The sequence below is a fragment of the Microbulbifer sp. ABM4_008 genome (genome assembly GCF_056311705.1).
Genome location: NZ_CM149970.1, coordinates 1273147 through 1295334 on the forward strand (window position 1 = coordinate 1273147; position 22188 = coordinate 1295334).

The 22188-nt window shown below is 52.1% G+C and carries 19 protein-coding genes and 1 pseudogene; 15 read left to right on the top strand and 5 right to left on the bottom strand.

Features of this window, described 5'->3' with window-relative positions; genetic code table 11:
* Positions 1–19: 19 nt before the first annotated feature.
* From ACYX4J_RS05560 to map, 5 genes are all read right to left on the bottom strand, one after another.
* Positions 20–364, bottom strand: coding sequence for an ArsC family reductase (locus ACYX4J_RS05560; RefSeq protein ID WP_475709653.1), 345 nt, complete (start codon positions 362–364; stop codon positions 20–22).
* A 2-nt stretch (positions 365–366) separates the two neighbouring features.
* Positions 367–1035 carry an endonuclease III gene (gene nth / locus ACYX4J_RS05565; protein ID WP_413662821.1) on the bottom strand — a complete coding sequence of 223 codons (669 nt, stop codon included), beginning with the start codon at positions 1033–1035 and terminating at the stop codon, positions 367–369.
* 74 nt (positions 1036–1109) lie between these two features.
* Positions 1110–2282, bottom strand: coding sequence for a succinyldiaminopimelate transaminase (dapC, locus tag ACYX4J_RS05570; protein WP_476178054.1), 1173 nt, complete (start codon positions 2280–2282; stop codon positions 1110–1112).
* A 31-nt stretch (positions 2283–2313) separates the two neighbouring features.
* Positions 2314–5019 (bottom strand): [protein-PII] uridylyltransferase, encoded by a 2706-nt coding sequence (locus tag ACYX4J_RS05575; RefSeq protein WP_475710334.1) that lies wholly within the window; start codon positions 5017–5019, stop codon positions 2314–2316.
* 122 nt (positions 5020–5141) lie between these two features.
* Positions 5142–5912, bottom strand: coding sequence for a type I methionyl aminopeptidase (map, locus tag ACYX4J_RS05580; RefSeq protein WP_282933678.1), 771 nt, complete (start codon positions 5910–5912; stop codon positions 5142–5144).
* A 325-nt stretch (positions 5913–6237) separates the two neighbouring features.
* Between map and rpsB the strand changes: the two genes are divergently transcribed.
* The 15 genes and pseudogenes from rpsB to lpxB all read left to right on the top strand — a co-directional run bounded on the left by rpsB (position 6238) and on the right by lpxB (position 22187).
* The gene (rpsB, locus tag ACYX4J_RS05585; RefSeq protein WP_282933677.1) at positions 6238–6984 is read left to right on the top strand and encodes a 30S ribosomal protein S2; all 747 of its coding nucleotides are present in this window, start codon (positions 6238–6240) and stop codon (positions 6982–6984) included.
* Between the two features lie 113 nt (positions 6985–7097).
* Positions 7098–7961 (top strand): translation elongation factor Ts, encoded by an 864-nt coding sequence (tsf, locus tag ACYX4J_RS05590; protein ID WP_282933676.1) that lies wholly within the window; start codon positions 7098–7100, stop codon positions 7959–7961.
* A 162-nt stretch (positions 7962–8123) separates the two neighbouring features.
* Positions 8124–8861 carry a UMP kinase gene (gene pyrH / locus ACYX4J_RS05595; RefSeq protein WP_282933675.1) on the top strand — a complete coding sequence of 246 codons (738 nt, stop codon included), beginning with the start codon at positions 8124–8126 and terminating at the stop codon, positions 8859–8861.
* Positions 8858–9415 (top strand): ribosome recycling factor, encoded by a 558-nt coding sequence (frr, locus tag ACYX4J_RS05600; RefSeq protein ID WP_282933674.1) that lies wholly within the window; start codon positions 8858–8860, stop codon positions 9413–9415. The genes pyrH and frr overlap by 4 nt, the downstream gene beginning before the upstream one ends.
* Positions 9415–10170 (top strand): polyprenyl diphosphate synthase, encoded by a 756-nt coding sequence (gene uppS / locus ACYX4J_RS05605; RefSeq protein ID WP_476178055.1) that lies wholly within the window; start codon positions 9415–9417, stop codon positions 10168–10170. Before frr ends, uppS begins: the two co-directional genes overlap by 1 nt.
* Before the next feature lie 122 nt (positions 10171–10292).
* Complete coding sequence (locus tag ACYX4J_RS05610; RefSeq protein WP_413662816.1) at positions 10293–11138, top strand: phosphatidate cytidylyltransferase; 846 nt, start codon at positions 10293–10295, stop codon at positions 11136–11138.
* A gap of 109 nt (positions 11139–11247) precedes the next feature.
* Positions 11248–12432 carry a 1-deoxy-D-xylulose-5-phosphate reductoisomerase gene (gene ispC, locus ACYX4J_RS05615; protein WP_476178056.1) on the top strand — a complete coding sequence of 395 codons (1185 nt, stop codon included), beginning with the start codon at positions 11248–11250 and terminating at the stop codon, positions 12430–12432.
* Positions 12433–12492: 60 nt separating this feature from the next.
* Positions 12493–13848 carry an RIP metalloprotease RseP gene (gene rseP / locus ACYX4J_RS05620; protein ID WP_475712164.1) on the top strand — a complete coding sequence of 452 codons (1356 nt, stop codon included), beginning with the start codon at positions 12493–12495 and terminating at the stop codon, positions 13846–13848.
* A gap of 111 nt (positions 13849–13959) precedes the next feature.
* Positions 13960–15237: pseudogene (gene bamA / locus ACYX4J_RS05625) on the top strand (outer membrane protein assembly factor BamA); the annotation flags it as partial.
* 61 nt (positions 15238–15298) lie between these two features.
* Positions 15299–17851, top strand: coding sequence for an outer membrane protein assembly factor BamA (bamA, locus tag ACYX4J_RS05630; RefSeq protein ID WP_476178057.1), 2553 nt, complete (start codon positions 15299–15301; stop codon positions 17849–17851).
* A gap of 68 nt (positions 17852–17919) precedes the next feature.
* Positions 17920–18435: an OmpH/Skp family outer membrane protein gene (locus tag ACYX4J_RS05635; protein WP_413662813.1), complete on the top strand. Its 516-nt coding sequence runs from the start codon at positions 17920–17922 to the stop codon at positions 18433–18435.
* A gap of 14 nt (positions 18436–18449) precedes the next feature.
* Positions 18450–19511, top strand: coding sequence for a UDP-3-O-(3-hydroxymyristoyl)glucosamine N-acyltransferase (lpxD, locus tag ACYX4J_RS05640; RefSeq protein WP_476178058.1), 1062 nt, complete (start codon positions 18450–18452; stop codon positions 19509–19511).
* Positions 19512–19589: 78 nt separating this feature from the next.
* Positions 19590–20030, top strand: a complete 441-nt coding sequence (fabZ, locus tag ACYX4J_RS05645) for a 3-hydroxyacyl-ACP dehydratase FabZ (protein WP_108734005.1) — start codon at positions 19590–19592, stop codon at positions 20028–20030.
* A 106-nt stretch (positions 20031–20136) separates the two neighbouring features.
* Positions 20137–20916: an acyl-ACP--UDP-N-acetylglucosamine O-acyltransferase gene (gene lpxA / locus ACYX4J_RS05650; protein ID WP_444896539.1), complete on the top strand. Its 780-nt coding sequence runs from the start codon at positions 20137–20139 to the stop codon at positions 20914–20916.
* Positions 20917–21017: 101 nt separating this feature from the next.
* Complete coding sequence (gene lpxB / locus ACYX4J_RS05655; protein ID WP_476178059.1) at positions 21018–22187, top strand: lipid-A-disaccharide synthase; 1170 nt, start codon at positions 21018–21020, stop codon at positions 22185–22187.
* Position 22188 lies beyond the last annotated feature (1 nt).

The following is a 22188-nucleotide window of genomic DNA, read 5'->3' on the forward strand; positions in this document are numbered from 1 at the left end:
TGGTTATCTCCTAATTCGACTAGCTTTGCAGTTGTTCGAAGGTCGCCTCTTTAAAACCGAAAAGGGTTTCCTTTGAGGTGGTGGTGACCGGGCGTTTGATTAAGGTAGGGGTCGCACTGGCCAGATCTAAGGCGAGTGCATTGTCCATTTTGTTTTTCTGTTCATCGCTCAGTTCACGCCAGCTCGTTGAGCGGCGATTCAGGACCTCCTGCCAGCCAAATTTATCCAGCCATGCTTGTAGGGGAACATCTTCCATGCCGTCTACGCGAAAATCGTGAAAGCGATAATCGACTCCATTTTTCTCCAGCCATTTGCGGGCTTTTTTTACGGTGTCACAGTTTTTAATGCCGTACAGAGTAATCACGGTTACGCCTTTTTGGTTTTCTTGGGGTTTTTACGGTTGGGGTAGCAGGTTGTGCAGATTTCACAGACGGTGCCGTCGCAGCCTCGCGCAGAGCAGAACTCGCGACCGTAGAAAATAATCTGCAGGTGCAATTTATTCCACTTGTCTCTTGGGAACAGCCGCTTCAGGTCTTTTTCCGTCTGGGTGACATTTTTGCCATTCGTCAGGCCCCAGCGCTGGGCCAATCTGTGAATGTGAGTATCGACGGGAAACGCCGGGTGCCCAAAAGCCTGTGACATAACCACGCTCGCCGTCTTGTGTCCGACCCCGGGCAGGGTCTCCAGTGCGGCCATATTCTCGGGCACTTCGCCGTGGTATTCGTTGATCAGGATCTGCGAGAGCTTGCTGATGGCTTTGGATTTTTGCGGTGAGAGGCCACAGGGGCGAATGACTTTCTGGATCTCCTCTACTGGGACCTGCGCCATATCCCTGGGGTTGTCTGCCAGCTGCCAGAGCGCAGGGGTTATCTGGTTGACACGCTCATCGGTGCATTGCGCGGATAGGAGTACCGCAACCAACAGGGTATAGGAGTCTTTGTGATCGAGAGGAACGGGAGTTTCCGGGTAGAGTTCCTCCAGGCGCTGCAAAATATAAGTAACGCGCTCTTGCTTGAGTAGATTTTTTACTGCCATTGTTAAGATATGCCTGGGCGTGGAGTTCCTGTATGTGCTCGAGTTGTCAGTTGTTCTTGAAAAGTGAGTTGGCCTTACCTGCAAAATGCCTTTATACGGTGCGCTGCGTCGATGCACTCTTGCAGTGTCGCTACCAGTGCCAGACGCACATACTCGCGACCGGGGTTCAAGCCGATGCTATCGCGGGCGAGAAATGCACCGGGAAGTACCGTGATATTTTGCGCCTCGTAGAGTTCCTTGGCAAAACGCTCACCATCCCCGACCTTGGGCCATAGGTAAAAGCTTGCCTGTGGCTGTTGTACCTCTAGGCAGCCGTCGAGAATTTCGAGAACTGAAGAAAACTTTTCACTGTAAAGCGCGCGATTCTGGCGGACGTGTTCCTCATCCTGCCAGGCTGCGATCGAAGCATATTGATTGGGCAGCGGCATGGCGCAGCCGTGGTAAGTTCGATAGAGCAAAAACTTTTGCAGCAGATCGGCATCACCGGCGACGAAGCCCGAGCGAAGCCCGGGTAAGTTCGAGCGCTTTGATAGGCTGTGGAATACTACACAGCGGCGAAAGTCTGTTCGCCCCATTTCCTCGCAGGCCTGTAATAATCCTACCGGCGGTGATGACTCGTCAAAATACAGCTCCGAATAACATTCATCGGAGGCGATGGTGAAATCGTAGCGGTCTGCCTTCTCTATCAGCTGTTTAAAATCTTCAGCTTCGAGAAGAGCGCCGGTGGGGTTGCCGGGAGAGCAGAGGTAAAGCAATTCGCATTGCTGCCAAACCGATTCCGGCACCGAGGTGAAATCTGGTTTGAATTGGTTTTCTGCTACACAGTTAATAAAGTGCGGCTGCGCCCCGGCGAGAAGGGCCGCGCCCTCATAGATCTGGTAGAAGGGATTGGGCATCAGGACTTTGCTGCCTGCGGAAACGGTCGCCTGGGCGAATGCAAAAAGTGCTTCCCGGGTCCCGTTGACCGGCAGCACCTGGCTATCTGTGCTCACATTGGATAGCTGAAAACGCTGGCTCAGCCAATTGGCGATCGCCCGCCGCAGGGGCTCTATTCCCTTGGTCAGTGGGTAGGCGGCAAGCTTGTCCAGGTGTCGAACAAGCTCTGCACTGACAAACTCCGGTGGCGCATGCTTGGGCTCACCGATGGATAGTGCAATATGCGGTTTGTCCGCCGCTTGGAGGCCCTCTTTCAGGGCTTGCAGCTTGGTAAATGGATAGGGCTGCAGCTGTTCCAGATTTGGGTTCATGGTCGTGAGCGGGCCTCGGGCGTTTTTTCGGTTAGGCGTCTTGGTTGTTCAGTTCCAGGCAAATGGCTTTTTCCAGTGCGCCGTTGGCCTCGATGTCGGTAAGTGGTGATCCCTCGGCGTCGGTAATGTGAAAAATATCTTCGACTCGTTCGCCGAGTGTCGAAATTTTTGCATTGTGCAGGCGCAGATCGTGGGAAATAAAAATACGCGCGATGCGGGCCAGCAAGCCGGGTCTGTCGGCACTGGTAATTTCCAGGGTGCTGTAATGATCGCCGGGCTCAGTGGAGAGATGAGCCTGGCTCTTCAATTCAAACATTTTAAGGCGGCGGGGCGTACGTCGCTGAATGATCTTTGAGTAGTCCTCAACCAGGGCCAATTCCTGCTGTAGAGTGTCGCGAATCTGCGCTAGGCGCTGGGGTTCGTCCAGTAGCGGTTGGCCCGCTTCATCCAGCACGTAAAAAGTATCCAGCGTATAACCAGAGGCAGAATTGTACAGGCGCGCATCGTGAACGTTCAGGTTGAGCATATCCAGCCCGGTAACCGCTGCGGCAAATACGTTGGCTCTATCAGGCGTGTAGACAAAAACCTGGGTAGCGCCATCGTGCTCGCCGGGCCCCGAGTTTCGCGTTAAAACCAGGGTGTCTTTTTGGCTGGTGTCGGGGCTGCTGTGCAGTTCGTGGATGGCTGAAGTGTGCCAGGTGATATTGTCAGCGGTCTCGCGAACAAAATAGTCATCCCCCATTTGTGCCCAGATATTTTCCACCGAAGCTTGCGGAAGTCCCATAGCGTCCAGTTTTTCCATTGCCTGGCAGCGGGTTTCCTCGATGATTTCTTCCCGGTCGATGGGGTTTTCCAGGCCTCGGCGCAGGGCGTGCCGGGTGGCCTGGTAGAGCTGGCGCATCAAACTGGCCCGCCAGCTGTTCCAGAGCTCCGGGTTGGTGGCATTGATATCTGCGACAGTGAGGGCGTACAGGTAGTCCAGGTGTTCGCGGTCACCCATCTCGCGGGCGAATGCGTGCACGACTTCGGGATCACTGATGTCCTGCTTCTGAGAAACCTGGCTCATCAATAGATGCTTTTCTACAAGCCAGCAAACCAGACGCCGGTCGCGGGCGGGCAGGTGGTGGCGCTGGCAGAATTCCGCTGCATCCACAACGCCCAGTTTGGAGTGGTCGCCACCGCGCCCTTTGGCGATATCGTGGTAGAGGCCGGCGATATACAGCAGTTCCGGTTGGCGCATGCGCTCGAGAATGTCCGCTGCAATCGGGAATTTTTCCCGCGCCTCGGGGCTCCGGAAGCTGCGCATATTGCGCACAACTTGCAAGGTGTGGGCATCCACGGTGTAGATATGGAATAAGTCGTGCTGCATTTGCCCGGTTACCTGCCCAAATTCTGGTAGGTATCGCCCGAGAATGCGGTAGCGGGTCATTCGGGATAGCTGTGTCGACAAGCCCCGGGGTGAGCGAAGCAGCTGCATAAACAACTGGGTATTTTTCGGATCTGCGCGGAACTGGTCGTCGATCAGGTGTCGGTGCTCGCGAATCAGGCGGATGGTGGAGGCACGTACCCCACTAATATCCGGGTTGTTGGCCATCAGCACGAAGATCTCGAGCAGGGCCGAGGGCTCCTGGTTAAATACCTGGGGGTGGGTAACCTCAATATTGCCGTCGCGCAGCTGGAATCGCTCATTTAGCGGAATGACCAGCTGGCTGCCTTTGCGCTGAAGGATGGCTTCGCCGAGATATTGGAGAAGAACATCGTTCAATTCCTGCAGTGCCATCACGATGCGGTAGTAGTTGTGCATAAACTGCTCAACGGCGAGCTGGGTGTCGCTATCTACATAACCGAATTGCTTCGCCAGTTCTCTTTGGTAGTCAAACAATAGTCGCTCTTCCGCGCGGCCGGCGAGCAGGTGCAAGCCGTAGCGCACACGCCAGAGGAAGGTTTCCCCGGACTGTAATATGGCGAACTCTTCCTCGGTAAAAAATGCCTTTCCCTGCAGTTGCTTCAGGGTGCGCACCTGGAAAAAATATTTGGCAACCCAGGCAATTGTCTGGATATCCCGCAGGCCCCCGGGAGAGTTCTTAATATTGGGCTCGAGAATATATTCAGCAGCCTGCTGATTGCTGTGCCGCTTTTTCTGTTCGGCGAGCTTGGCCTTGAAGAATTCTTCGGTGGGCCAGAGCCTTTTGTGTTCCATTTGTGCAGTTAGTTGCTCGCCAACAGTGCTGTCGCCGACAACTGTGCGGGATTCGGTGAGGTTGGTGGCCACGGTGATGTCCTTCGCGGCCAACTCCAGGCACTCCTCGATGTTTCGTACAGAGTGGCCGATATCCAAGCCCAGGTCCCATAAAAAGGCTACCAGGCGCTCTATGTTGTCGATGGTATCCGGGGTTGGGTGATCGCTGGAGAGGATGAGTAAATCGATATCGGAGTGGGGGTGCAGCTCTCCGCGCCCGTATCCGCCCACAGCGAGAAGCCCGATACCGTCTCTCCACTCGAACTGGTGCCAGGCGTAATGCAGAAGGCAGTCCACAAACAGGGCGCGCTCGTGTACCAGTGTGACAACGTCCTCTCCTTCGCGAAAGCGCTCTGCCATTTGCCGTTCGGCTGCGCCGACAGCATCTTTGAATATCTCCAGAGTGGGTTTGTCACCGGAGCTTAAATCCCTGCGAAAACGAGACTGATCAAAGAAAAACAGGGGGCGTTCAAAGTAGGGAGGGCTGACCGGCTGCATGGGAAGTCCGTTTTGCTCTTGGGCTGCCGCAGGTGGGGGCGGCTTGGGTTCGGTTTGCGGAGATTCGCTACTGTGGTGCCGCGAGTATTGCAATTATTCCTCGCGGCACTGTCAGTACGGCTTTAGAAGTTCTCCTCGCTACGTGCTGTGAGTACTTCTACCCCGTCGCTAGTCACTGCCATGGTGTGTTCCCATTGGGCGGAGAGACGGCGGTCCTTGGTTACCGCAGTCCAGCCATCTCCCAGCACGCGCGTGGCCGCTTTGCCTGCGTTAATCATGGGTTCAATGGTGAAGGTCATGCCCTCTTTGAGCACTTCACCAGTTCCCGGCTGACCGTAGTGAAGAATTTGTGGGTCTTCATGGAAGACGTCGCCGATGCCGTGTCCGCAGAAGTCGCGTACCACTGAGTAATAGTTTTTCTCAGCGTGCTGCTGGATGACGTGGCCAATATCGCCGAGGGTAGTGCCGGGGCGGACAATTTCGATGGCCTTGTACATGCACTCCTGGGTGATTTGTACCAGGCGTTCAGCGTGGGCGGCGGGCTTGCCGGCAAAGAACATCTTGCTGGTGTCACCGTACCAGCCATCTTTGATAACGGTCACATCGATATTAATGATGTCGCCCTTCTTGAGAATTTTGCTCTCGGAGGGGATACCGTGACACACCACTTCGTTGACGGAAGTGCATATAGATTTTGGGAAGCCGCGATAACCGAGGCAGGCCGGGATCGCTTTCTGTACCTTCACGATGTGTTCGTGGCAGCGTCGATCCAGTTCTTCGGTAGTGACTCCTGGAACGACATACTCGCCAATCATTTCCAGCACCTCTGCGGCGAGGCGGCCTGCGGTGCGCATCTTGGCGATTTGTTCTGGGGTCTTAATGGCTGAGGTCATGCGTATCCTTTGTTTCTGGGTTGGGGCGGGTAGCGCCCAAGAGGCGGGCTATTGTAGCGGATTGCTGGCTGTAGGACACATTTTGCCGCTATTGGCGCAAGCGTGGCCCAGGCGTCCCGCCAATAGTATTGAGGCGTGATCATTTGCGCGAAATCGGTGCCAATTCTTCACTATGGGGTGCACTTGTGGTATAAAGCGCGCCGCCTGGGGATACTCCCTGGGCGAGTAAAAGCCGCACACGCATCGACACATGTGTCTGGGTGCCCTGAAAGGGGTTGACGCATGGGATACGTGGAGGACTAACCCGTATATATAGAGGTTTATTATGCCGCAAGTAAGTATGCGCGATATGCTGCAGGCTGGTGTTCACTTTGGTCACCAGACCCGCTACTGGAACCCGAAGATGGGTCAATTCATCTTTGGTGCCCGCAACAAGATTCACATCATCAACCTTGAGCACACTGTACCGGCTTTCAACGAAGCCCTGCAGATCATCAAGGGCATGACTGCTCAAAAGAAAAAGATTATGTTTGTTGGCACCAAGCGTGCTGCACAGAAGTCTATCAAAGAGCAGGCAGAGCGTTGTGGCCAGCCTTACGTCAGCAACCGCTGGCTGGGTGGTATGCTCACCAACTACAAAACCATCCGCGCTTCCATCAAGCGTTTCCGTGAGCTGGAAGCCCAGTCTCAGGACGGTACTTTCGAGAAGCTGACCAAGAAAGAAGCTCTGATGCGTACCCGTGCCATGGATAAGCTTGAGCGCTCCATCGGTGGTATCAAGGATATGGGTGGCCTGCCTGACGCGATCTTCGTAATCGACGTTGAGCACGAGCGCATTGCTATCCAGGAAGCTAACAAGCTGGGTATCCCCGTAATCGGTGTTGTCGACACCAACAGCGATCCCGCTGGTGTTGATTACGTGATCCCCGGTAACGACGACGCTATCCGCGCAATCAAGCTGTACACCACAGCTGTAGCCGACGCAGTACTTGCTGGCGCTGCAGAAGCTGGTAACACCGTTGCGAAGGACGAGTACGTCGAAGCTAACGATGACGAAGCCGCTGCAGAGTAATTTGCAGGGCTAAGTGGTGTAACACAGTCGTTTTACACTGCGAACTCAAAAAGGGGCCCGAATTACGGCCCCTTTTTTCTAATTTTTAGTGACAGAACCCCGAGGATTGAATCATGGCGATTACCGCGTCTATGGTAAAAGAACTGCGCGAGCGTACCGGCCTGCCGATGATGGAGTGTAAGAAAGCTCTGACGGCTGCTGATGGCGACATCGAAAAGGCGATTGAAGACCTGCGCAAAGCCTCCGGCCTGAAGGCCGCTAAGAAAGCTGGCCGCACTGCTGCTGACGGCGTTGTTGCCGCTAAAGTTGCAGAAGACGGCAGCTACGGCGTACTGGTTGAAGTGAACTCCGAGACTGACTTCGTTGCTCGCGATGAAAACTTCCAGGCGTTTGTTGCCAAGGTTGTGGAGAAGGCATTTGCCGATCGCCAGCAAGACGTAGCTGCCCTGATGGAAGGCGAGCTGGAAACTGCTCGTGAAGCACTGGTTCAGAAAATCGGTGAGAACATCGGCGTGCGTCGTATCGAGCTGGTTGAAGCCCCAGTTGTAGGTGCTTACGTTCACTCCAACAACCGCATCGCTGCCCTGGTAGCTCTGAGCGGTGGAGAGATCGAGCTGGCCAAAGATGTTGCCATGCACGTGACTGCGGTTAACCCGCAGGTGAACAAGCCGGAAGATATGCCTGCTGACGTCCTGGAAAAAGAAAAGGACATCATCAAGGCTCAGCCGGATATGGAAGGCAAGCCGGCTGAAATCGTAGAGAAAATGATGGGTGGCCGCATCAAGAAGTTCCTGAAAGAGAACAGCTTGGTAGAGCAGCCTTTTGTTAAGAACCCGGACGTAAGCATTGGCAAACTGGTTAAAGATGCCGGTGCCGATGTGGTTTCCTTTGTTCGCTACGAAGTGGGTGAAGGTATCGAGAAGGAAGAGGTGGATTTCGCAGCGGAAGTTGCGGCCCAGGTTAAGTCCTCTTCTTAATCGCATATTATTGGGTGCCCTCGGGCACTCAATCGCAGTGGGGTGCTTCCGCTGGGGTTTCTTGCCCACAGTGGAGCACCCCTCTGTGTAAATGACTGAAATTGTTGTAATGTTCAGCGGCAAGGCCTGGCCACTAACAGGTACATTGAAGGGGACTAACGAATGCCCGGTATTAAAGACCGCAAGTATAAGAGAATTTTGTTAAAGCTCAGCGGCGAAGAGCTGATGGGTGATCAGGGTTTCGGTATCAGTCCCAAGGTGCTGGACAAAATGGCCCTGGAAATTGGGCAGCTGGTTGGTATCGGGGTCCAGGTGGGCCTGGTTGTTGGCGGCGGCAACCTGTTCCGTGGGGCTGCGCTGAGCGCTGCAGGTCTCGACCGTGTGACCGGTGATCACATGGGAATGCTGGCCACGGTAATGAACGCCCTGGCACTGCGCGATGCCCTGGAAAGATCTGACATCTCCTCGAGAGTGATGTCCTCGATTCAAATGAGCGGTATTGTCGATCACTACGATCGCCGCGCGGCTATTCGCTACCTGGAGCGTGGCGAAGTTCTGATTTTTGCTGCCGGTACCGGCAACCCTTTCTTTACCACTGATTCTGCAGCTTGCCTGCGCGGTATCGAAATTGAAGCCGAATTGGTTTTGAAGGCGACCAAGGTCGATGGCGTCTACTCTGCTGATCCCAAACTCGACCCGACAGCAACTCGCTATGACCAGTTGACTTACGATGAGGTTCTCGACAAGAAACTCGGCGTGATGGATTTGACCGCTATCTGCCTGTGTCGCGAGCACAATATGCCTGTACGTGTATTCCGCATGGATAAAAGCGGGGCGCTGTTGAATATTGTGGTTGGCGGCGTGGAAGGCACCTTAATTGAAGAGGAAGTGAAATCGTGATTGAAGATATAAAAACAGACGCGAAAGCTCGTATGGGTAAGGCACTCGATGCCCTGGCTGGAAATTTCAACAAGATTCGCACCGGCCGTGCACACCCGAGTATTCTCGATGGCATCCACGTCTCCTATTACGGTTCTGATACTCCGTTATCTCAGGTTGCCAATGTTACTGTTGAGGATGCGCGCACTCTCTCCGTAACTCCCTGGGAGAAAAACCTGGTCCCGGATATCGAAAAGGCCATTATGAAGTCCGATTTGGGCCTCAACCCCAGCACAGCTGGTGCGGTTATCCGTATTCCAATGCCTATGCTGACCGAAGAGACCCGCAAGAACTTCACTCGTCAGGCAAAAAGTGAGGCAGAGACCGCGCGGGTTTCCATTCGCAATATTCGTCGCGATGCGCTGGCGGACGTGAAGTCACTGGTCAAGGATAAGGAAATTTCTGAGGACGATGAGCGCCGCGCAAGTGACGACATTCAAAAAATTACCGATCAGTTTGTCGCTGATGTGGATAAAGCATTGGCAGCGAAAGAAAAAGACCTGATGGAAATTTAATGAGCATCGGTGGTACCGAGCTACATGCTCCCGGCCCACGTCACATCGCCATTATTATGGATGGCAATGGGCGCTGGGCTGCCCGCAAGGGCCTTTCCCCTTCAGCCGGCCACAAGGCCGGTGTCGAGCGTATCCGCGACCTGCTTTCAGCTTGTAAAGCCCGCGGTGTTAAAGCGCTTACTCTGTTCGCCTTCTCCAGCGAGAATTGGCAGCGCCCCCCGAAGGAGGTCGAGCTGCTGATGAGCCTGTTTAACTCCTATTTGCGCAAAGAGGCCCGACGGATGCGGGAGGAGGGGGTTCGCCTGAGAGTTATTGGTCGACGGGACCGATTCTCTCCTCGCTTGCAGCGCGCTATAGCCGAAGCGGAAGATATCACCCGCGCAGGGACTGAGGGCGACTTGATAATTGCGGCTGATTACGGCGGGCGCTGGGATATTGCCCAGGCGGCCCGCAGATTGGCTCAAGAGGTTGCCGATGGCACGCGCTCCCCAGAGTCGATTACTGAGGATGGACTTGGCGAATACGTACAACTTCAAGATCTGCCGCCGGTAGACCTTTTGATCCGCTCCAGCGGTGAGCAGCGTATTAGCAATTTTATCCTCTGGCAGGCCGCTTACAGTGAATTCTATTTTACTGATACGCTTTGGCCCGACTTTGACGAAGCCGAGCTGGATAAGGCTATCGCAGAATATGAGTTACGTGATCGTCGCTACGGCGGTCGCGCGGAGGGGGATGACGCGATCGCTCAGGCGTGATCCGGGCAAGTCTGCGGCGCCAGGCTTGCGATACAAATTGGTTGGAAATCTTTGCCGACACGCTCTTGATCTGTACAGAGTATCCAGACAGAGTGGTCAAGTTACTAACAAAGGGGTTTGCGGTGCTAAAACAAAGAATAATTACTGCTTTGGTGCTATTGGCACTGTTTATGGGGGTATTGTTTTTACTTCCAATGCAGTGGTTTTCACTGATATTTGTGGCGGTTATCTTGCTGGCGGGCTGGGAGTGGGCCAACCTCTCGAATTTGAATCGAGCCTTGCGCTTCGTTTTTTTGGCCGCACTGGGGTTAACCCTAATGGTCACGGCTCAATACGTCTTTTCAATGAATTTTGATGATCCAGATATCGATCGTGGCCGCCAGATTCTGGCTGTAGCCTGTGGTTGGTGGGCGCTCGCTTTCTTGTGGGTGCAGAGCTACCCGTCCAGTGCTGCTCTGTGGGGCAACCGGTGGGTACGCGGCCTGATAGGCCTTGTTGTGTTAGTTCCAACCTGGTTGTCACTGGTAGTTTTGCGGGGCTTGGATCACGGAGCCTGGCTGGTTCTTTATGTGGTGGCGATCGTTGCAGCGGCGGATGTCGGTGCTTATTTTGTTGGCCGCAAGTTTGGTAAGCGGAAGTTGGCTAGAGAAGTTAGTCCGGGCAAGTCCTGGGAGGGCTTTTTCGGTGGCCTGGGTGCTTGCTTGATTTTGGCTCTCGTAACTTCCTACCTATTTGAGCTTCCACTGAAAAATACTGTCTTGTTCACTTTTGGTGTCTTGGTTACTGCACTGGCTTCAGTTATTGGGGACCTGGTGGAGAGCATGTTTAAGAGGCACAGAGGGATTAAGGACAGTAGTCATATGTTACCGGGGCACGGTGGCATCCTCGATCGGATAGATAGCCTTTCCGCGGCTCTTCCAGTGTTTACGATGGCCGCACTAGCGAGCGAGCTGCCGAAATACTTGTAGAGGCGTTTCCGCTCCAGTTTTGTGTTTTATTCGCTAGCGCCCAGCTTAATGCTGGGCGTGCAATTGTTTGGTGGCAGCAATATTGCTATCAGAGGTACGAAAAGGGCCTATGCAAGTAATTCCCCCGCAACAAATTACCGTTCTCGGCTCCACTGGTTCGATCGGCGTGAGCACTCTGGATGTGTTGGCGCGATACCCGGAAAAATATTCTGTTTTTGCCCTTACCGCCCGTGAAAGGGTTGCCGATCTTGCTCAGCAGTGTCGGCGGTTTAAGCCTCAATATGCTGTTGTTGTCGATGAGGCGCGAGCTGAAGAGTTGCGAGTACTGCTTGGCGATGAAGTGGATACGGAAGTTCTAAGTGGGGTGGAGGGTTTGTGTCGTGTTTCCTCCGATACTCTGGTCGATACAGTCATGGCGGCGATCGTAGGAGCTGCGGGATTGCGCCCAACCTTGGCGGCAGTAGATGCGGGCAAGAAAGTGTTACTGGCGAACAAGGAAGCGCTTGTTATGGCGGGCCCAATATTTCAGAGGGCCTTGAATAAGAGTGGTGCGCAACTGTTGCCGATTGACAGTGAGCACAATGCAATCTTTCAATGTTTGCCATTCCCCTGTGAGAGTCTCGAAGCTGCGGGAGTGGAAAAAATACTGCTTACGGGTTCGGGTGGGCCATTTCGCACACGGGCTGCAAATGAGTTAGGGGCGGTGACGCCGGATGAAGCTTGTGCACACCCCAATTGGTCGATGGGCCGGAAGATCTCTGTTGATTCCGCCACAATGATGAATAAAGGGCTCGAATTTATAGAAGCGTGCTATTTGTTTAATGCGCGCCCTGAGCAGATTGAGATAGTCGTGCACCCCCAGAGTATTATTCACTCGATGGTTCAGTACCGGGATGGCTCTTTACTGGCACAGATGGGTAATCCGGATATGCGCACGCCTATCGCCCATGCCCTGGCTTTTCCCCAGCGCATTGATGCAGGGGTGCCAGCTTTGGATCTGATTGCGCAAGGCAGGCTGGATTTTGAGGCCCCGGATTTTAATCGTTTTCCTTGTCTGCGTTTGGCGCGAGAGGCTGTTAATGAGGGAAAAAGTGCTCCAACAGTCTTAAATGCAGCGAATGAAATTGCAGTAGAAGCCTTCCTGGAGGGGCGTCTAGCATTTACTGATATTGCATTGGTGATAGAAAAAGTGATGAATAGGGCTCCCGTTGTTGAACTGTCGGGGCTCGAGGCAGTCGAAGCCATTGATTTCAATGCGCGAGAACTGGCCAAGCAGGCGCTTGCCGCCCTATAAACACATTGCCCGGCGTATAATGGCCGCTAAATTGCGTATGACAAGAAGTTGTAGCTGAGTATGGATCTAATTCAGACGGTAATCTGGGCCTTGGTGGCTCTCGGTGTACTGGTATCTTTCCACGAGTTTGGGCACTTTCTTGTAGCACGTCTGTGTGGTGTTAAGGTGCTGCGCTTTTCTGTGGGGTTCGGCCGCCGGTTGATCTCCCGCTATGATCGCCACGGTACCGAATTCACTATTTCCGCTATCCCCCTCGGTGGTTACGTAAAAATGCTCGATGAGCGCGAGGGGCCTGTAGCGGCTGAAGAGCTGGATCAGGCGTTTAACCGCAAGAGCGTATGGGCGAGGATGGCGATTGCCGCTGCCGGCCCTGCCGCTAACTTTCTTTTGGCGGTAGTCTTTTTCTGGGCTGTGTTCCTCGGTGGAACAGCGGGCCCGGTTCCTATTGTGAAATCCGTTGAGCCCGGGAGTATTGCTGCGTCGGCAGGCCTTGAGTCCGGGCAGGAAATTGTTGCTGTTGATGGTGAGGCTACCCCCACTTGGCAGGCCCTCAATTGGCGCCTGGCAAACCGCCTGGGTGATAGTGGCACCATAGAATTCTCTGTGCGCTACCCGGATTCCAACCTCGAATACCATATGGTGGCGGATATCAATCGCTGGCTTGCCGGCCGTGAAGTTCCCGATCCGCTCGGGGAGATTGGACTGCAGCTGTGGACTCCACCGGTGAGTATGACTCTTCATAATGTGGTGGAGGGAAGCCCAGCAGCCTCAGCTGGGCTAAAGGCTGGAGACAAGATTGTCTCGACCGATGGCCGTGACTTCTCATCTTTTCAAAGCTGGACCGATTATGTGAGAGCCCGCGCTGGTGTTCCAATGGATATCACTGTTGAGCGTGGAGGTGAACCGCTGACGGTGTCCGTAACACCGGCGGAGGTCAAGCTGGACAGCGGTGAAACCATAGGGCAGGTCGGAGTGCAGCCGGTATCAGAGACTTGGCCGGATGATCGAGTACGGATTTACCACTATGGGGTGGGCGGCGCTTTAGTAAAGGGCTTGCAGGAGACCTGGGATAAAACAGTCTTTACCCTGAATAGCTTGAAGAAACTATTATTTGGTCAACTTTCGACCAAAAACTTGAGTGGCCCCATTACCATTGCTAAAGTGGCGGGTACTTCCGCGGAAGCGGGATGGCAGTCTTTCCTGTCATTGCTGGCGTTGCTCAGTATTAGTCTTGGTGTACTCAATCTGTTGCCTATCCCGGTACTCGATGGTGGTCACCTCCTTTACTACGGTATTGAGGCGATCAAGGGGTCCCCTGTGTCAGAGAGGGTGCAGGTGATTGGTTTACAAGTGGGCATGGCCCTGGTGCTCTGCATTATGGGGCTGGCTCTGTACAACGATATTTTACGTTTGTAGTGCCCTGGATTGGCTTTTTTCCGGGCTGATAATGTGAGTGAGATTTTTATACGTGTGAGGCGTTTTGTCTTGGCACGATTTTGTTGTGAGTAAAAGCGACTCGGAAGCGGTATGAAGTATTTGCTGAAAGCGATCTTTCTGGGCCTGGTGCTGCCTCTCAGCGCTTTGGCACAGTCGTTCGTTCTCAGCGATATCCGAGTAGACGGGTTACAGCGGGTTTCTGCAGGTACAGTTTTTTCAGCGCTTCCGATTCGGGTAGGCGATGAAGTTGAGCCTGGCGAGATTCAGGATGCAACCCGAGTATTGTTCCGCACTGGTTTTTTTGAAGATATTCAGATTGGCCACGAAAACAGCGCTCTTGTTATTACCGTGAGAGAACGACCGGCTATATCAAAGATAGATATATCAGGGAACAAGGCGATTGCCACTGAGGATCTACTGAAGGCGATGAAGGAATACGGTCTCGCCGAAGGCCAGATCCTAAAGCGTTCGACCCTCAGGGGGTTGACCCAGGAGTTTGAACGCCAGTATGTGGCGCAGGGTCGATATGGCGCCAGTGTTAAAGCGGAGCTCAAGGAGCTGCCGCGCAACCAGGTTGAACTGCGGGTTGCTGTCGATGAAGGGGTTGTTGCTGCGATTAAACATATTAATGTCGTAGGAAATCGTGCCTTTTCTGATAAAGAGCTGGAAGAGATTTTTGAGCTTAAAACTACTGGCTGGCTCTCTTGGTTGCGCAGTGATGATAAGTATTCTAGTGAGAAGCTCACTGGTGATTTGGAGCGCTTAAAGTCCTATTACCTGGATCGTGGATATCTTGATTTTCAGATTGATTCGACACAGGTATCTCTCGGGCCGGACAGGAAGAGTGTATTCATTACTATTAACGTGGTTGAGGGTGGTGTTTACACGGTTAGTGAGGTGGAAATTGCTGGAAACCCGGTAGTAGCGGAGGAGGAAATCAACCGCCTGCTATTGGTACGAGAAGGTCAGCGGTTCTCTCAAGCGAGGGTGACGACCACTTCAGACTATATTGCTAAACGCTTGGGCAACAAAGGTTACGCTTTTGCCGAAGTGAATGGTATTCCTGAGGCCAATGAAGAAGAAAGTACAGTAAAAATTACCTTCTTTATTGATCCGGGAAAGCGCACTTATGTGCGACGTATTAGTTTTCGCGGGAACACTCGCACCGCAGATGAAGTCTTGCGGCGTGAACTGCGCCAGATGGAGTCAGCTTTGGCTTCCTCTGCGCGTATAGAACAATCCAAAGTGCGTCTCGAACGCCTTGGATACTTGAAGGTAGTGAAAGTTGAAACAACTAAGGTGTCCGGCACCTCAGACCGGCCCGATGTTGATTACATGGTAGAGGGGCAACCCTCTGATTCTGGGGGAGCGGGGCGCTAGTTGGCGCTGTAACTCCTGGATTGCGAATAAAAACACCTGGAATTAGTAGATGAAACATTTCCTGAAAGCGGCTTCTCTTAGTCTGGCACTGCCTCTCAGTGCTTTAGCACAGTCATTTGTAGTTGATGACATCCGTGTGGAAGGGCTGCAGCGCGTCTCTGCCGGTACCGTATTCTCAGCTCTCCCTGTGCGAGTGGGGGATGAGGTGGAGACTCTGGAAATTCAGAGTGCCACTCGGGCGCTGTTTCGCACTGGTTACTTTGAGGATATTCAAATCGGCCAGGAGAATGGTGTCCTGGTTATCACTGTGCGCGAGCGACCTGCAATTTCCAAGATTGAAATTACGGGTAACAAGGCGATTGCAACAGAAGACCTGTTGAAAGGCATGCAGGAGAATGGCCTTTCAGAGGGGCAGATCTTCAAGCGCGCAACCCTTGAGGGGTTGGCTCAGGAGCTGCAGCGTCAATATGTTGGCCAGGGACGCTATGACGCCAGTGTTAAAACTGAAGTAAAAGAGTTGCCGCGCAACCAGGTTGAGCTTCGCGTAATTGTTGATGAAGGCTCAGTAGCCGCAATTAAGCACATCAATATTGTCGGCAATAAAGCGTTCTCAGATGAAGAGCTTGGAGAGATTTTTGAGCTGCAAACCACCGGCTGGTTGTCGTGGTTGCGCAGTGATGACAAGTATTCACGAGAGAAATTGACCGGCGACCTGGAGCGTCTCGAATCCTATTACCTGGATCGTGGGTACCTGGATTTTAAAATTGATTCCACCCAGGTTTCCCTGAGTCCGGATAAAGAGAGTGTATTTATCACCGTCAATGTATATGAAGGCGATGTTTACACCATTAGTGAAGTGGACCTGGCGGGTGATCCTGTAGTTCCAGAGGAAGAAGTTAAGCGCTTGTTACTGGTGCGGGAAGGGCAGACCTTCTCCCAGGTTCGCATGACAACAACCTCGGATTATATTACCAAGCGCCTGGGAAATGAGGGTTATACCTTTGCCGAGGTTAATGGTATCCCCGAGCCCAATAAAGAAGAGAAAACGGTAAAAATCACCTTCTTTATTAATCCCGGCAAGCGGGCTTATGTCCGCCGAATTAATTTCCGGGGTAATACTCGCACTACAGATGAGGTTTTGCGCCGCGAGATGCGCCAGATGGAGTCAGCTTCTGCTTCCTCTGCCCGTATAGAGCAGTCTAAAGTCCGCCTTGAGCGCTTGGGTTACTTCAAAGAAGTTGAGGTGGAAACCTCAGAAGTACCGGGTACATCCGATCAAATTGATGTTGAATACACGGTTGAAGAACAACCCTCAGGTTCTATTGGCGGCACTATAGGCTGGGCTCAGAGCAGTGGCTTGGTGCTGGGAGCCAATATCCAGGAGAACAACTGGTTAGGTACCGGTAAATCCGTAGGTATTGGGATGAATGCCTCCACCTACCAGACTTCTGTGAATTTCTCTTACCTTGACCCTTACTTCACACCGGATGGTGTGAGCCGCGGCTTTAATGTCTTCTACACAGAGAATGATTACTCCGAGGTCAACCTCTCTGACTACAACACCACGACTTATGGTGGTGGAGTTAGTTTTGGTTACCCGATGTCGGAAATATCTCGTGTCGGCCTTAATGTGAGCTTTAACCACCTCGAATTATCTACCCGCTCAGGTACTGTTCAGGAGATTGCATCAAGCCCAAGCCTTATTGATGGTGTCGCCCGGAAGGGAATTACAGAAGATAACTATGATTTGATTCTGGAAGCTCTTGCGGAAGATGAGACCCTCGATCTTGCGATGGATATTGACGATAGTCAGTTTAATACTACCTTTGACGGATTTATCGATCGTTACGGAGACTCGTTTGATAACGTTGCCTTAACAGCATCTTACGCTCGTTCTACCTTGAACAGGGGAGTTTTAGCGACTCGAGGGGCCTCACAGAATCTTTCTTTGGAATTTACCGTTCCCGGTAGTGACCTTGAATATTACAAGCTGGTTTACACCGGGCAGTACTTCCGACCATTAACTAAGAGTCTGACTTTGCGCCTGCGTACCCGATTGGGCTATGGCGATGGGTTTGGTGATCTTGATGAATTGCCTTTCTTTGAAAACTTTTACGCAGGTGGTTTTGGCTCCGTACGCGGATTTGAGCGTAACACTCTAGGCCCTCGTTCCACGCCTTATGAATTTTATACGGATCTTGGCTGTGCCACTGAGGGCGGGGAGATAACTGAGTATTGTTATTTTGTCGACGATGATGGCGATTTGGTAGTTAGCTCCTACGATGATGCCGATCCATTTGGCGGTAATATCCTGATCGAAGGTAGTGCAGAGGTAATCTTCCCATTGCCCTTTGTTAAAGATCAGCGTTCCTTACAAACCGCTTTCTTTGTGGACGCGGGTAATGTATTCGATACCAGCTGTGGTGATACCCAGATCAACTGTTACGATGTGGACTTTGGTAAGATGAATGTCTCTGCGGGGATTGGCCTGACCTGGATTACCGGTTTTGGCCCGCTGACATTTAGCTTGGCGAAAGCTCTTAAGAAAAATGATGATGACGATGTGGAAGTATTCCAGTTCACTCTGGGTAACAGCTTCTAAATTTGTCAGATAAAATGAATTAGGCGTATATCAGCGCAATTAAAATAAAATCTATTGGAGAGACCGACGTGCTTAAGAATGTAAAAATTGTTGCAGTATTACTTGCAGGTATGACCTTGTCCGGCGCAGCGCTGGCGCAAACCAAGGTTGCGGTACTTAACCTACAAGCTGCGATCATGAGCACAGATGCAGCGAAAACCAAGGTTAACTCCTTGAAGACCAGCTCTGAATATTCGAAGCTGCAGAGCAGTGCCGAGTCAATTCGTTCTGAACTGCAAAAAATGGCTGAAGATGCCAAGAAAAATAGTGTGACCTGGTCCGATGAGCAAAAGACTGAGTACCAACGCAAGATGAATTTCCAGCGCTCAGATTTTGAGACAACGGTGAAAAAATTGCGTGCAATGGAAGCTCAAGTGGGTCAAGAGATCCAGGCTTCTATGGGACCAAAGGCCAGGGATGCCCTGGACGCACTGATTAAAGAGCAGAAGCTTGACGTAGTGCTGGATTCCAATACTGCCTACTATGTAAGTCCCAGCGTCGACCTGACAGAGGCTGTTGTTAAGCGTATGAACGCAGCCAAGTAAGTCGATAGTCTTATATGAAAGATAGCTTTTCTCTTGCCCAGTTGGCGCAAGAGCTGGGGGCCGACTTGCGGTTGGCGCCCGGTTCAGATTCCAATCAAAAAGTTCAGGGTTTAAATACACTGCAGGATGCCGGTGCAGAGCACTTGGCTTTCCTTGCAAGCCCTAATTATCGACGCTTTCTGAAAACGACCAAAGCTGCCGCAGTGCTGGTATCGGAAGAGTTTGCTGAAGAGTGCCCGGTAACGGCTTTATGTGTTGCGGACCCCTACTTGGCCTTTGCTCGAGCAACAGCCCTGTTCGATACAACTCCTGAAGCACCTATTGGTATTCACCCCTCTGCAGTAGTTCACCCCACGGCAGAGATTGGTGCTGGTGTCAGTGTGGGGCCCGGCTCTGTGGTCGAGGCCTACGCAAAATTGGAGCCTGGAGCGATTGTTGGTGCTAACTGCTATGTTGGCGAGGGCAGTTTAGTCGGTGCAGGAACACGCCTGTATGCCGGCGTTGTTTTTCATCATAACTGCTCTATCGGTGCACACGGTATTATTCACAGCCAGACGGTTATTGGAGCCGATGGCTTCGGGTTTGCGCCTAATAAAGGCAGCTGGGTGAAAATTCACCAGCTTGGTGGAGTGCAAATTGGCGAAGATGTGGAAATTGGAGCCAATACCTGTATAGACCGTGGAGCTTTGGGTGATACGGTGATTGGGCGAGGAGTCAAGATCGACAATCTGGTCCAAATCGCGCACAATGTGAAGATTGGTGACTACACGGCCATAGCCGGGTGTGCCGTAATTGCCGGTAGTGCTGAGATAGGGAAGCATTGTCTTCTCGGTGGCTGTAGCCGTATTAACGGGCACATAACGATTGCAGATGGCAGTCAGGTGTCGGGTAACACGTTTGTTACTAAGTCGATAAAGGATACTGGTAGCTACTCTGGAGCGCTATCCTTTGCCGATAGTTCTACCTGGCGTCGTAATGCTGTGCGTTTTGGTCAGTTGGATCAAATGGCGCGCAGATTGAAAGATTTGGAAAAACAGGTTCAGGCACTGTCCCAAAAGAGTGGGACAGACGATTGAACTTTAGTTATTAATTAATTTGGCTTTGTTGTTTTCGGGGCGTTTTACGCCCCGAAGTGGTTTCTGGGGGCATTTGGAATGATGGATGTACGTGAAATTCGCGAGTATCTGCCGCACCGTTATCCTTTTTTGTTGGTGGATCGTGTAGTAGAACTCGAAGAAGGGAAGTATATAAAAGGCTATAAAAACATTTCTGGAAATGAAGAAGTTTTTAATGGCCACTTTCCGGAAATGCCTATTTTCCCGGGAGTGATGATTGTTGAAGCCCTGGCTCAGGTCTCGGGAATCCTCGGCTTTAAAACGTTTGGCAAAAAACCGGAAGATGGATATCTGTATCTGTTCGGTGGGGTTGATAAGGCGCGCTTTAAGCGTCAGGTGATCCCAGGTGATCGCCTTGAGCTCGAGTCTGAAGCGGTATCTGTTCGCAGAAATATCTGGAAATTCGCTTGTAAAGCCAGTGTTGATGGCGAGCTGGCAGCTTCTGTTGATATCCTATGTGCCGTCAAAAAGGTTCAGTAATTCTGTAAAGCTCGCTGGAGAGTTAGATTCAGGATTTTCCGGGTAGCCTTTGTTTTTAAGGGTACAGGTTACCCAGTACGATTAATGCCGAGGAGTAGATCCCAGAATGCAGACAAGTATCCACCCTACAGCTATTGTCGACTCTACGGCAGTAATTGGTTCCGGGGTGAGTATTGGTGCTTACACCATTGTTGGAGCCGGCGTAGAGATAGGTGATGGCTGTGATATTGCCTCTCATGTGGTGCTTAGTGGGCCGACCAAACTGGGGAAGAACAACCGAATCTACCAGTTTGCTTCCGTAGGGCAGGATACCCCGGACAAAAAGTATCGCGGTGAAGAGACGACACTCGTTATTGGCGACAATAACGTGATTCGCGAGGGGGTTACGATCCACCGTGGTACCGTTCAGGATCGAGGTGAGACCACCATTGGTGACGAAAACCTGATCATGGCCTATGCCCATATTGGCCACGATAGTGTTGTTGGTAATCACACTATTATGGTGAATAACTGTGGTTTGGCCGGTCATGTTGTTGTTAAGGACTGGGCGATTCTGAGTGGTTATAGTTTGGTTCACCAGAATTGTACTGTGGGAGAGCATGCTTTCCTGGGAATGGGCGCTGCTATCGGTAAAGACGTTCCTGCTTATGTTATGGTCGCCGGAAACCCTGCCGAAGCAAAGACCATTAACTCAGAAGGGCTGCGCAGACGGGGCTTTTCTAGGGAAGATATTGCCCTGATCAATAAAGCTTACAAGACCGTTTATCGTCGCGGTCTTACTATGCAAGAGGCGCTGCAGGCCTTGATGGAGTTGCGCGAACAATCTCCAGTTATTCAGCCGTGGATAGAGTCTTTGCAATCTTCCACCCGCGGCATTGTTCGCTAATTCACTTCTCTTTGGAGCTGTTTCGTGCGGCTCCGATTGCACTTTATGCAACTCCCATTTAATTCCAACGTAAACAGCTCCCCAAGAGGAGGGATTTAGGCGTGTCAGAGAAAAATAAGCCGATACGAATTGGTATCGTTGTCGGTGAGGCGTCAGGAGATATCCTCGGTTCTGGTTTGATGGCCGCATTGAAAACTCGGCTTCCCAATGTAGAGTTTGAGGGGATTGCCGGGCCGCGCATGCTGGAACTGGGTGCTAAAAGTTTATTTCCTATGGAGCGGCTGTCGGTAATGGGGCTGGTAGAGCCTTTGAAGCGCCTTCCAGAACTGTTGAAAATCCGCAGATCTCTCCGTCGCCACTTTACTGATAACCCGCCCGATCTATTTATTGGTATAGATTCCCCGGACTTTACATTGACTCTTGAGGCTGCGCTCAAGGCTGAGGGTATCCCCACCGTCCATTATGTCAGTCCTTCGGTTTGGGCCTGGCGGCAGGGTCGAATTAAAAAGATTGCGCGGGCTGTCTACCACATGTTGACCCTGCTTCCATTTGAAGCGAATTTCTACCGAGATAACCAAGTACCGGTGACCTTTGTTGGCCACCCTTTGGCTGATGAAATTCCCCTGCAAGTGGATGTCGCCGGTGAACGCAAAGCATTGGGCTTTGAGAAAGGCGACCGGGTAATTGCCCTTTTGCCTGGCAGTCGTGGAGGTGAGGTTCGTATGTTGGGGCCTTTGTTTCTGCAGACGGCCCGATGGTGCCACCAGCGTCACTCGGATATTAAATTTGTTATTCCCGCTGCCAACAAGCAGCGTATGGATGAGATTCAAGAGCAGCTAAAAGATTACCCTGAACTCCCTATTACTTTACTTGAGGGGCAATCGAGACGGGCCGTTTCTGCGGCAGACTGTGTGCTCATTGCATCGGGTACGGCGACCCTTGAAGCAATGCTGCTTAAAAAGCCCATGGTCGTTACCTACAAGCTGGGCAGATTGACGTCTATGATTGTCTCGCGGATGTTGCATACCCCATGGGTTTCGCTACCAAATTTACTAGCCCAAAAAGAACTGGTGCCGGAAATTTTGCAGAATGATGCTATTCCTGAGAATCTTGGTGCGGCGGTGATGCAGTACTTTGAAGATCCGCTTCTTGGGGATCATTTAGAGCGCGAGTTTTTCGAAATGCATCAACAGTTGAGACGCAATGCTTCTGAGCGGGCTGCCGATGCCGTGGTGGGGCTACTGGAAGCTAAGCCTGAATCTGCCGAGTAGT

Bases quoted from the DNA above. Each gene is read 5' to 3' on its own strand.
- nth (WP_413662821.1), bottom strand. From the start codon at position 1,035: ATGGCAGTAAAAAATCTACTCAAGCAAGAGCGCGTTACTTATATTTTG.
- dapC (WP_476178054.1), bottom strand. From the start codon at position 2,282: ATGAACCCAAATCTGGAACAGCTGCAGCCCTATCCATTTACCAAGCTG.
- ACYX4J_RS05575 (WP_475710334.1), bottom strand. From the start codon at position 5,019: ATGCAGCCGGTCAGCCCTCCCTACTTTGAACGCCCCCTGTTTTTCTTT.
- map (WP_282933678.1), bottom strand. From the start codon at position 5,912: ATGACCTCAGCCATTAAGACCCCAGAACAAATCGCCAAGATGCGCACC.
- rpsB (WP_282933677.1), top strand. From the start codon at position 6,238: ATGCCGCAAGTAAGTATGCGCGATATGCTGCAGGCTGGTGTTCACTTT.
- tsf (WP_282933676.1), top strand. From the start codon at position 7,098: ATGGCGATTACCGCGTCTATGGTAAAAGAACTGCGCGAGCGTACCGGC.
- pyrH (WP_282933675.1), top strand. From the start codon at position 8,124: ATGCCCGGTATTAAAGACCGCAAGTATAAGAGAATTTTGTTAAAGCTC.
- uppS (WP_476178055.1), top strand. From the start codon at position 9,415: ATGAGCATCGGTGGTACCGAGCTACATGCTCCCGGCCCACGTCACATC.
- ispC (WP_476178056.1), top strand. From the start codon at position 11,248: ATGCAAGTAATTCCCCCGCAACAAATTACCGTTCTCGGCTCCACTGGT.
- rseP (WP_475712164.1), top strand. From the start codon at position 12,493: ATGGATCTAATTCAGACGGTAATCTGGGCCTTGGTGGCTCTCGGTGTA.
- bamA (WP_476178057.1), top strand. From the start codon at position 15,299: ATGAAACATTTCCTGAAAGCGGCTTCTCTTAGTCTGGCACTGCCTCTC.
- lpxD (WP_476178058.1), top strand. From the start codon at position 18,450: ATGAAAGATAGCTTTTCTCTTGCCCAGTTGGCGCAAGAGCTGGGGGCC.
- fabZ (WP_108734005.1), top strand. From the start codon at position 19,590: ATGATGGATGTACGTGAAATTCGCGAGTATCTGCCGCACCGTTATCCT.
- lpxA (WP_444896539.1), top strand. From the start codon at position 20,137: ATGCAGACAAGTATCCACCCTACAGCTATTGTCGACTCTACGGCAGTA.